17 protein-coding genes and 1 pseudogene are annotated in these 9,851 nt (G+C 57.0%); 13 read left to right on the top strand and 5 right to left on the bottom strand.

The window, feature by feature from the left end:
- Positions 1–149 precede the first annotated feature (149 nt).
- The 3 genes from OGX67_RS01900 to OGX67_RS01890 all read left to right on the top strand — a co-directional run bounded on the left by OGX67_RS01900 (position 150) and on the right by OGX67_RS01890 (position 2,212).
- The gene (locus OGX67_RS01900) at positions 150–917 is read left to right on the top strand and encodes a DUF1883 domain-containing protein (protein ID WP_001159650.1); all 768 of its coding nucleotides are present in this window, start codon (positions 150–152) and stop codon (positions 915–917) included.
- Positions 918–1,022: 105 nt separating this feature from the next.
- On the top strand, positions 1,023–1,679 hold the full coding sequence (locus tag OGX67_RS01895; protein ID WP_000874714.1) for a CpaF/VirB11 family protein: 657 nt from the start codon (positions 1,023–1,025) through the stop codon (positions 1,677–1,679).
- The gene (locus tag OGX67_RS01890) at positions 1,679–2,212 is read left to right on the top strand and encodes a phospholipase D family nuclease (protein ID WP_000792636.1); all 534 of its coding nucleotides are present in this window, start codon (positions 1,679–1,681) and stop codon (positions 2,210–2,212) included. The genes OGX67_RS01895 and OGX67_RS01890 overlap by 1 nt, the downstream gene beginning before the upstream one ends.
- A 172-nt stretch (positions 2,213–2,384) precedes the next feature.
- Here OGX67_RS01890 and OGX67_RS01885 read toward each other — a convergent pair whose 3' ends face one another.
- From OGX67_RS01885 to OGX67_RS01870, 4 genes are all read right to left on the bottom strand, one after another.
- Complete coding sequence (locus OGX67_RS01885; protein ID WP_000091613.1) at positions 2,385–2,699, bottom strand: hypothetical protein; 315 nt, start codon at positions 2,697–2,699, stop codon at positions 2,385–2,387.
- Between the two features lie 254 nt (positions 2,700–2,953).
- Complete coding sequence (locus OGX67_RS01880; protein ID WP_000215515.1) at positions 2,954–3,310, bottom strand: cupin domain-containing protein; 357 nt, start codon at positions 3,308–3,310, stop codon at positions 2,954–2,956.
- A complete protein-coding gene (locus OGX67_RS01875; protein ID WP_001293886.1) occupies positions 3,300–3,701 on the bottom strand; it encodes a HepT-like ribonuclease domain-containing protein in 402 nt (133 codons plus the stop codon). Before OGX67_RS01875 ends, OGX67_RS01880 begins: the two co-directional genes overlap by 11 nt.
- The gene (locus OGX67_RS01870; RefSeq protein ID WP_016487057.1) at positions 3,698–3,964 is read right to left on the bottom strand and encodes a nucleotidyltransferase family protein; all 267 of its coding nucleotides are present in this window, start codon (positions 3,962–3,964) and stop codon (positions 3,698–3,700) included. The genes OGX67_RS01875 and OGX67_RS01870 overlap by 4 nt, the downstream gene beginning before the upstream one ends.
- A 182-nt stretch (positions 3,965–4,146) precedes the next feature.
- On the opposite strand from OGX67_RS01870, the pseudogene OGX67_RS01865 reads away from it, so the two are divergent.
- Positions 4,147–4,320: pseudogene (locus tag OGX67_RS01865) on the top strand (DUF4158 domain-containing protein); the annotation flags it as partial.
- A gap of 32 nt (positions 4,321–4,352) precedes the next feature.
- Here OGX67_RS01865 and merR read toward each other — a convergent pair.
- Positions 4,353–4,808 (bottom strand): mercury resistance transcriptional regulator MerR, encoded by a 456-nt coding sequence (gene merR / locus OGX67_RS01860; RefSeq protein ID WP_001166628.1) that lies wholly within the window; start codon positions 4,806–4,808, stop codon positions 4,353–4,355.
- Between the two features lie 71 nt (positions 4,809–4,879).
- Here merR and OGX67_RS01855 point away from each other — a divergent pair, with 71 nt between their 5' ends.
- The 9 genes from OGX67_RS01855 to OGX67_RS01815 all read left to right on the top strand — a co-directional run.
- Positions 4,880–5,230, top strand: a complete 351-nt coding sequence (locus tag OGX67_RS01855; protein ID WP_001294660.1) for a mercuric transport protein MerT — start codon at positions 4,880–4,882, stop codon at positions 5,228–5,230.
- Between the two features lie 15 nt (positions 5,231–5,245).
- A complete protein-coding gene (merP, locus tag OGX67_RS01850; protein WP_000732276.1) occupies positions 5,246–5,521 on the top strand; it encodes a mercury resistance system periplasmic binding protein MerP in 276 nt (91 codons plus the stop codon).
- Positions 5,522–5,548: 27 nt separating this feature from the next.
- Complete coding sequence (gene merC / locus OGX67_RS01845) at positions 5,549–5,956, top strand: organomercurial transporter MerC (protein WP_000522993.1); 408 nt, start codon at positions 5,549–5,551, stop codon at positions 5,954–5,956.
- 38 nt (positions 5,957–5,994) lie between these two features.
- Positions 5,995–7,677, top strand: a complete 1,683-nt coding sequence (merA, locus tag OGX67_RS01840) for a mercury(II) reductase (RefSeq protein ID WP_000281123.1) — start codon at positions 5,995–5,997, stop codon at positions 7,675–7,677.
- 17 nt (positions 7,678–7,694) lie between these two features.
- Positions 7,695–8,060, top strand: coding sequence for a mercury resistance co-regulator MerD (gene merD, locus OGX67_RS01835; protein WP_001277463.1), 366 nt, complete (start codon positions 7,695–7,697; stop codon positions 8,058–8,060).
- Positions 8,057–8,293: a broad-spectrum mercury transporter MerE gene (gene merE, locus OGX67_RS01830; protein WP_001087807.1), complete on the top strand. Its 237-nt coding sequence runs from the start codon at positions 8,057–8,059 to the stop codon at positions 8,291–8,293. The genes merD and merE overlap by 4 nt, the downstream gene beginning before the upstream one ends.
- A 65-nt stretch (positions 8,294–8,358) precedes the next feature.
- On the top strand, positions 8,359–8,571 hold the full coding sequence (locus tag OGX67_RS01825; protein WP_000993245.1) for a DUF3330 domain-containing protein: 213 nt from the start codon (positions 8,359–8,361) through the stop codon (positions 8,569–8,571).
- Between the two features lie 129 nt (positions 8,572–8,700).
- On the top strand, positions 8,701–9,258 hold the full coding sequence (locus tag OGX67_RS01820; protein WP_001162010.1) for a recombinase family protein: 558 nt from the start codon (positions 8,701–8,703) through the stop codon (positions 9,256–9,258).
- An 84-nt stretch (positions 9,259–9,342) separates the two neighbouring features.
- The coding region (locus OGX67_RS01815; RefSeq protein ID WP_061317786.1) for an IS6-like element IS26 family transposase at positions 9,343–9,851 on the top strand (509 nt) is incomplete at its 3' end.

Raw genomic sequence — 9,851 nt, 5'->3', positions numbered from 1 at the left:
TAAGCAGAGTTTTTGAAATGTAAGGCCTTTGAATAAGACAAAAGGCTGCCTCATCGCTAACTTTGCAACAGTGCCCTCTCAACCACTGGATACAGTATAATCAGGAAGTGGCTACATTCTTCCAATTCAAATGAAGAGAGCAGACTTACATGCAATTCATCCATAATGATCTTGGTCAAAGAAAAAGAGGGGAGATTGTTGAAATCACCCTTACCAGTGGTGCAAATGTTAGACTAATGGATAGTTCTAACTTCAGTAGTTATAAGAATGGCCGACGACATTCCTACATTGGTGGGTTAGCAAAGCGCTCCCCCATAAGGTTACAGATCCCTTCATCAGGCCATTGGCATATTGCTGTAGATATGCAGGGATTAAGGGGGAGTACCAGGGCTTCTGTTCGCGTTCTTCCAGGGGTTCTTCCTGAAATTCAGGATAGGCCGTTAAGCGAAGTTCCTAGTCTGGTAAGAGATAACAGACCACCGTCAACAGCACAGAGCAACGAGATACATGACGTATTTATTTCGCATGCCTCAGAGGATAAAGATGATTTTGTTCGCTCTCTGGCAAACTCATTAATCAGTCACGGCCTTAATGTATGGTATGACGAAATGACGTTAAGAATTGGTGACAGCCTGAGACAAAAAATAGACAAAGGTTTAGCAAACAGTCGTGTTGGGTTAGTAGTTTTGTCTCCGGCGTTTATAAGCAAAGGTTGGACAAATTATGAACTTGATGGAATCGTCACTCGTGCTATTTCTGGTGAGCAAATATTGCTTCCCATATGGCATAATATTACAAAACAAGAAGTTGTCGATTTTAGTCCATCATTAGCAGACAAAGTTGCTCGTAGTACTGCAACTCATACAATCGATGAAATTGCTCATGAGATAGCCGAGCTACTGCATTCTCGTGGTTAATGTTTATCGAAATTCAAATAGCAAAACAAAAGGATCAATCAGCGATCCTTTTTTTATTTTTATGAATATCAATAAATTACATTCTTAACGTACGTTTTCGTTCCATTGGCCTTCAAACCCCGTGACTGCCGGAAGATTACCGGCAGCAAGCAAAGCCTAACGGATGATGATTTTTTCCTTAAAGAGCTGCACAGCAGCGAAAAATGGCCCGCATTCCTGCAAACCGCCGTTGAGAAGAAACGCACTATCGTGATCTGCGGTGAAACCGGGTCGGGGAAAACGGTACTCACGCGCGCGCTGTTAAAATCGCTACATAAAGACGAGCGTGTAATTATTTTAGAGGACGTTCACGAAGTCACGGTCGATCACGTTGTAGAAGCCGTTTATATGATGTACGGCGATGCAGGAAAGATCGGCCGCGTCAGCGCCACTGATGCCCTGCGAGCCTGTATGCGTCTGACACCGGGCCGTATCATCATGACTGAGCTTAGGGATGATGCTGCGTGGGATTATCTTAAAGCACTTAATACCGGCCATCCAGGCGGTGTTATGTCAACGCACGCTAACTCTGCGCGCGATGCCTTTAACCGTATTGGGCTGCTTATCAAGGCGACCCCTATCGGCCGTATGCTCGATATGAGCGATATTATGCGAATGCTCTACTCCACCATTGACGTTGTGGTGCATATGGAAAAGCGGAAAATCAAAGAAATTTATTTTGACCCTGAATATAAAATGCAGTGTGTGAACGGGAGCCTGTAATGAAAAACTTAGCAACCTGGCTTCTGGCCGCAGCATTTACGACAGCCGCCCTGCCCGCCTTTGCGGTGGAACCATCCGTTCAGGTTGGCTACTCGCCTGAAGGAAGCGCCCGCGTTCTCGTCCTGAGCGCCATTGACTCCGCAAAAACCTCGATACGGATGATGGCTTATTCTTTTACCGCCCCGGATATTATGAAAGCACTGGTAGCAGCCAAAAAACGGGGAGTTGATGTGAAAATCGTAATTGATGAAAGGGGCAATACGGGGCGCGCCAGCATTGCGGCCATGAACTACATAGCGAACAGCGGCATCCCTTTGCGTACTGACAGTGATTTCCCTATCCAGCATGACAAGGTGATCATCGTGGATAATGTGACCGTTGAAACTGGCAGCTTTAATTTCACCAAAGCGGCCGAAACGAAAAACTCGGAGAATGCGGTGGTGATCTGGAACATGCCTAAGCTCGCTGAATCATTCCTCGAACACTGGCAAGACCGCTGGAATCGGGGGAGAGACTACCGTTCCAGCTACTGAATACTGACCGCCAAAAGGCGGTTTTTTTGTTCAAAGAAACTGATCTCAGTATCGCGCCCGGGGCAGCTGGCCAACGTCGCCGGCATCGCGCCGGCAAAAATCGAAAAACAGAAATATCAGCAAGATAGCTTAAACAGGTGTCGGGAAATTTCGTTGAGATATTTTGAAGGAATCACAGTGTAAGCAGGCGCTTTTTCAGGGAGGCGCGTTCTTGCGGGTTGCGTCCCTTGTGATTGGCGATGCGATCCGCCGTGGCGGCCTGGCGCTTGACGGGCCAGTAGGAGCGGCCATCCTTGCCCATCGACCAGACGCTGCTGGCCTGGTTTTCCAGCAGGGGCAGATGGGCGCTCAGGGCTTCGGGCGACGCGCTGGTCAGCGCCGTGCGCTCACGGGTGCGCCAGCGCTGATGCCAGAGCTTCTTGTCCTCGCGCTCGCTGCCGCAGGTCGTGTGCCCGACGATGGGTGTTTTGCGGCGGCTGCGGCTCATAACGTAGTGGTCTCCAAGAACATTCAGGACTGATCCCAGGCGTCGATGGTCAAGACCTGATCGGCAGGACAGGCGGCTACGCGGTCGGGAACTGGATGGTGTTCAGTCTCATGCCGACCCCATTCGATTGATCGCGTCGCTTGCGGCACGCTGCGACGCAAGGAGGTTTGCGACCTGGTTTAGCAGCCGTGTCCGCTGCATGTCTGTTACCTATCTCCCCGACCGCTCATTGGACCAACTCCAGAGATTGGGCTCTATCGCTCAGCCAATACGAAACCGGCATTGGCTGATGCCACAACCGAGACTAACACAAATGGCTCGGTACCTGTATTTCGCGCCCCGTGCACTTGGCCCGGTCTTGCCACGGCTATCTCACCTTCCCTGAGGGCACGAACAATCCCATTGCCCTGAAAGTAATCAGCCATTCCCGACAAAACAGTCCACGTGTCTTGGCCGTGAGGATGAATGTGAGCCGCAATTTCCTGCCCGGGATGGACATGCCAAACCACGATAATTGAGTCTCGGGTTTCAAGCACAACGGAACGAATAGGCTCGCCTTCGGACGGCTGAACATACTCGGCTACAGAAAATATTCTCGATTCAACAGTCATCGGAGATCCCTCTTTCACAGTTGTCGTTACGGTCTTCATCGTCGGCATCCTGACGCACGGCGGGCAATTGCTGGAGCAACGCCGGCAGCCATTCCTGTACCGTCTCCCACACCACATCGAGGTTGATGTCGAAATAGCCGTGAGCCATGCGATTACGCATATTGCGCATGCTGCGCCACGGCACGTCGGCATGCGCCTGGGTGAACTCGACGTAGCCATCCATCACCTTTGTGGCCGCCTCGCCGATGACGATCAGGCTCATGATGACGGCCTGCTGGGTGCGCTTGTCGGCCAAGAAGTCGTCCTTGGCCATCCCTTCCACGAAGCTGCGCGCATCGGTTGCGGCCTGCTGAATGTGGTCGAGGTAATCGGGCAGGCGGTTCTCGCTCATATCGGTTGCGCCTCCGCGAGCACCTTGGCCCGGAACTTCGGCGGCAGGTCGCCGGGAGTCAGCAGATCGACGTCAACGCCGAGCAGCGATTTCAGTTCTTCTTCCAAATCGCCCAAGTCCAACAACGTGGCACCGGGCAGCGCATCGACCAACAGGTCGAGGTCGCTGCCATCCCGGTCGGTGCCATGCAGCACCGAGCCGAAGACGCGCGGGTTCGCGGCGCGAAAGCGGCCTACCGCTTCACGCACTGCGCTTCGCTTCATGTCAAGCACAACAGACGGTCGCATGCGCATCCTTTCTTATCGAAACTCGTTGAGATGATATGCAATCAAGAATAGAATTTCAAGAACTATTTTCGAGAATCGCAATGCCTTGATTCCCGTGCCGCGCCGGTTGCCTTGGCGGGCTTGTCACAAACCTACGTTTTCAAGAAGAAGGAAACCGCATGCCCCGCCGTTCGATCCTCTCCGCCGCCGAGCGCGAAAGCCTGCTGGCGTTGCCGGACACCAAGGATGAGTTGATCCGTCACTACACGTTCAGCGAAAGCGACCTCTCCATCATCCGGCAGCGGCGCGGCCCGGCCAATCGGCTGGGCTTCGCGGTGCAGCTCTGCTACCTGGGGTCGTCTCAGAATTCGGAAAATAAAGCACGCTAAGGCGTAGTCACCCCGTGACTCCCCCGCGCCGATGCAGCGAGCTTCGTTCCGTCTTGCAGTGACGCAATCAGCGGGCAGGAAACGTTCCCTTTCCGCGCGTGGCAGGCGCACACCAGTTCAGACAGCACGGCCTCCATGCGTGCCAAGTCGGCCATCTTCTCGCGCACATCCTTGAGCTTGTGCTCGGCCAGGCCGCTGGCTTCCTCGCAATGGGTGCCATCCTCCAGCCGCAGTAGCTCGGCGATTTCGTCCAGGCTAAAGCCCAGCCGCTGGGCCGATTTCACGAACCGCACTCGTGTTACATCCGCCTCGCCATAGCGGCGAATGCTGCCATAGGGCTTGTCTGGCTCCGGCAGCAGGCCCTTGCGCTGGTAGAACCGGATGGTCTCCACATTGACCCCGGCCGCCTTGGCAAAAACGCCAATGGTCAGATTCTCAAAATTAATTTGCATATCGCTTGACTCCGTACATAACTACGGAAGTAAGCTTAAGCTATCCAAACCAAATTTGAAAGGACAAGCGTATGTCTGAACCACAAAACGGGCGCGGCGCGCTCTTCGCCGGTGGGCTGGCCGCCATTCTTGCGTCGGCCTGCTGCCTGGGGCCGCTGGTTTTGATCGCCTTGGGGTTCAGCGGGGCATGGATCGGCAACCTGACGGTGCTGGAACCCTATCGCCCGATCTTCATCGGCGCAGCGCTGGTCGCGCTGTTTTTCGCCTGGCGGCGCATCTACCGCCCGGCGCAAGCCTGCAAACCGGGTGAGGTCTGCGCGATTCCCCAAGTGCGAGCTACTTACAAGCTCATTTTCTGGATCGTGGCCGCGCTGGTCCTGGTCGCGCTCGGATTTCCCTACGTCATGCCATTTTTCTATTAATCACAGGAGTTCATCATGAAAAAACTGTTTGCCGCCCTCGCCCTCGCTGCCGTTGTTGCCCCCGTGTGGGCCGCCACCCAGACCGTCACGCTGTCCGTACCGGGCATGACCTGCTCCACCTGCCCGATCACCGTCAAGAAGGCGATTTCCAAGGTCGAAGGCGTCAGCAAAATTGACGTGACCTTCGAGACACGCGAAGCGGTTGTCACGTTCGATGATGCCAAGACCAGCGTGCAGAAGCTGACCAAGGCAACCGGAGACGCGGGCTATCCGTCCAGCGTCAAGCAGTGAGCCACTGAACCCGAACCTGGGGCGATCATGGGACTGATTACACGCATTGCCGACAAGGCTGGCGCGCTTGGCAGCGTTGTTTCCGCGATGGGATGCGCTGCCTGTTTCCCGGCTATCGCCAGCCTGGGCGCGGCCATCGGCCTTGGCTTTCTACAGGAATACGAAGGGTTGTTTATCTCCAAGCTGCTGCCGCTGTTCGCAGTCGTGGCTTTGCTGGCGAATGCACTGGGCTGGCTGAGTCATCGGCAATGGTACCGCAGCCTGCTCGGGATGGTCGGCCCAGCCATCGTGCTGGCGGCCATGCTCTTGTTTTTTGGCAATTGGTGGACGGCGAACCTCCTCTATGTCGGTCTGGCCTTGATGATCGGGGTGTCGATCTGGGATCTGCTCTCACCGGCCAACCGCCGCTGCGAACTACCACCCAAACACGGCTAACTGCATTGGCAGTTGCCGAAACGAAAAGGAACGATGCAATGTATTTGAATATCACCGGAATGACCTGCGACTCGTGCGCGACACATGTCAAGGACGCCCTGGAGAAAGTGCCGGGCGTGCTGTCGGCGCTCGTGTCCTACCCGAAAGGCTCCGCGCAACTCGCCACCGATCCCGGCACCTCGCCAGAGGCGCTGACCGCCGCTGTGGCCGGCCTCGGCTACAAGGCCACACCCGCCGATGCCCCATCCACTTCAGCGCGGGGCAGACTGCTTGGCAAGGCGCTGGGATGGCTGGGCGGTGGCGACAAGGCTGGTGGTGATGGGGACGGACTGCACGTCGCCGTTATTGGCAGCGGCGGAGCCGCGATGGCGGCGGCGCTGAAGGCCGTCGAGCAAGGTGCGAACGTCACGCTGATCGAGCGCGGCACCATCGGCGGTACTTGCGTCAATGTCGGCTGCGTGCCGTCCAAGATCATGATCCGCGCTGCCCATATCGCCCATTTGCGCCGTGAAAGCCCATTCGACAGTGGCATCGCGGCGACTGTGCCTGCGATTGATCGCAGCAAACTACTGGCCCAGCAGCAGGCGCGCGTCGATGAGCTGCGCCACGCCAAGTACGAAGGCATCCTGGACAGCAACCCGGCCATCACCGTGCTGCATGGTGAAGCGCGTTTCAAGGACGACCAGAGCCTTGCCGTCCGTTTAAACGATGGCGGCGAGCGTGTGGTGGCGTTCGACCGCTGCCTGGTCGCCACGGGTGCCAGCCCGGCCGTGCCGCCGATTCCGGGCCTGAAAGAGTCACCCTACTGGACTTCCACCGAGGCCCTGGTCAGCGACACCATTCCCGAGCGCCTGGCCGTGATCGGCTCGTCTGTGGTGGCGCTGGAACTGGCGCAAGCCTTTGCCCGGCTGGGCAGCAAAGTGACGATCCTGGCACGCAGCACGCTGTTCTTCCGCGAAGACCCGGCCATCGGCGAGGCCGTTACAGCCGCGTTCCGTGCCGAAGGGATCAAGGTATTGGAATACACGCAAGCCAGCCAGGTCGCGCATGTGGACGGCGAATTCGTGCTGACCACCGGGTACGGTGAAATACGCGCCGACCAGCTGCTGGTCGCCACTGGCAGGGCACCGAACACGCGCAGCCTGGCATTGGAAGCGGCGGGAGTCGCTGCCAATGCGCAGGGGGCCATCGTCATCGACAAGGGCATGCGCACCAGTACGCCACACATTTATGCGGCTGGCGACTGCACCGACCAGCCTCAGTTCGTCTATGTGGCGGCAGCGGCCGGCACCCGTGCTGCGATCAACATGACTGGCGGCGATGCGGCCCTGGACCTGACCGCAATGCCGGCCGTGGTGTTCACCGACCCGCAGGTCGCCACCGTGGGCTACAGCGAGGCGGAAGCACATCACGACGGGATCGAGACCGACAGTCGCACCTTGACCTTGGACAACGTGCCGCGTGCGCTTGCCAACTTCGACACACGCGGCTTCATCAAGCTGGTCATCGAGGAAGGTAGCGGACGGCTCATCGGCGTGCAAGCGGTGGCCCCGGAAGCGGGTGAACTGATCCAGACGGCGGTGCTCGCCATTCGCAACCGTATGACCGTGCAGGAACTGGCCGACCAATTGTTCCCCTACCTGACCATGGTCGAAGGGCTGAAGCTCGCGGCGCAGACCTTCAGCAAGGACGTGAAGCAGCTTTCGTGCTGCGCCGGATGAGGAAAAGGAGGTGTTCAATGAGCGCCTACACAGTGTCCCGGCTGGCCCTTGATGCCGGGGTGAGCGTGCATATCGTGCGCGACTACCTGCTGCGCGGATTGCTACGGCCGGTCGCGTGCACCACGGGCGGCTACGGCTTGTTCGATGACACCGCGTTGCAACGGCTGCGCTTTGTACGGGCTGCCTTCGAAGCGGGTATCGGCCTGGACGCACTGGCGCGGCTGTGCCGGGCGCTGGATGCTGCGGACGGTGACGGTGCGTCTGCGCAGCTTGCCGTGTTGCGGCAACTCGTCGAGCGTCGGCGCGAGGCCCTGGCCAGCCTCGAAATGCAACTGGCCGCCATGCCAACCGAACCGGCACAGCACGCGGAGAGTCTGCCATGAACAGCCCAGAGCACTTGCCGTCTGAGACGCACAAACCGATCACCGGCTACTTGTGGGGCGCGCTGGCCGTGCTCACCTGTCCCTGCCATTTGCCGATTCTCGCCATTGTGCTAGCCGGCACGACGGCCGGCGCGTTCATCGGGGAGCACTGGGGTATTGCAGCCCTCACGCTGACCGGCTTGTTTGTCCTGTCTGTGACGCGGCTGCTGCGGGCCTTCAAGGGAAGATCATGACCGCTTCCCAGCCAGCCGAGAGTGGGCAGCTTTGAGCTTCGCTACCAATCTGGAGGAGTACCACCATGAACGCAAACGCCCCGAACACTGCCAGTTGCACCACCTGCTGCGTATGCTGCAAAGAAATTCCGCTCGATGCCGCCTTCACCCCGGAAGGCGCGGAATACGTCGAACATTTCTGCGGGCTGGATTGCTATGAACGCTTCCAGGCACGCGCCAAGGCCGCGACAGAATCTGACATTGCGCCTGTCCCTGGCGGTTCGCAGCCGTCAGATTGAGGCATACCCTAACCTGATGTCAGATGTTGAGCACAAACAACGTCAGAGTAGGGTATTAATTTATATTTATTGACACATTCAGCCAAGGGTAATAGATTTCATCCTGACATTTTTACCTTTGGAGGCATCTTGCAAGGTCAACGTATCGGCTACGTTCGCGTCAGCAGCTTCGACCAGAATCCTGATCGACAACTGGAACAAATAGAAGTCGGCAAGGTATTCACCGATAAGGCTTCAGGCAAGGACACACAACGTCCCGAACTTGAAAGGCTGCTGGCCTTCGTCCGCGAGGGCGACACCGTGGTGGTGCATAGCATGGACAGGTTGGCACGCAACCTTGATGACCTGCGCCGCATCGTCCAAGGGCTGACACAACGGGGCGTGCGCATGGAGTTCGTCAAAGAAGGGCTAACGTTCACCGGCGAGGACTCACCGATGGCCAATCTGATGCTGTCGGTCATGGGAGCCTTTGCTGAGTTCGAGCGCGCTCTGATCCGCGAACGTCAGCGCGAGGGAATCGTGCTGGCTAAGCAGCGCGGGGCCTACCGGGGACGAAAGAAATCGCTGAACAGCGAACAAATTGCCGAGTTGAAACGGCGAGTTGCGGCAGGCGACCAGAAAACCTTGGTGGCCCGTGACTTCGGCATCAGCCGCGAAACTTTGTACCAGTACCTGCGGGAAGACTGACCATGCCACGCCGCTCAATCCGGCACTGTTGCAAATAGTCGGTGGTGATAAACTTATCATCCCCTTTTGCTGATGGAGCTGCACATGAACCCATTCAAAGGCCGGCATTTTCAGCGTGACATCATTCTGTGGGCCGTACGCTGGTACTGCAAATACGGCATCAGTTACCGTGAGCTGCAGGAGATGCTGGCTGAACGCGGAGTGAATGTCGATCACTCCACGATTTACCGCTGGGTTCAGCGTTATGCGCCTGAAATGGAAAAACGGCTGCGCTGGTACTGGCGTAACCCTTCCGATCTTTGCCCGTGGCACATGGATGAAACCTACGTGAAGGTCAATGGCCGCTGGGCGTATCTGTACCGGGCCGTCGACAGCCGGGGCCGCACTGTCGATTTTTATCTCTCCTCCCGTCGTAACAGCAAAGCTGCATACCGGTTTCTGGGTAAAATCCTCAACAACGTGAAGAAGTGGCAGATCCCGCGATTCATCAACACGGATAAAGCGCCCGCCTATGGTCGCGCGCTTGCTCTGCTCAAACGCGAAGGCCGGTGCCCGTCTGACGTTGAACACCGACAGATTAAGTACCGGAACAA

Origin of the sequence: Citrobacter sp. Cf118, from assembly GCF_030334095.1 — a bacterium.
GTDB lineage: Bacteria > Pseudomonadota > Gammaproteobacteria > Enterobacterales > Enterobacteriaceae > Citrobacter > Citrobacter freundii.
This window is presented reverse-complemented; position numbering and strand designations above follow the sequence as displayed.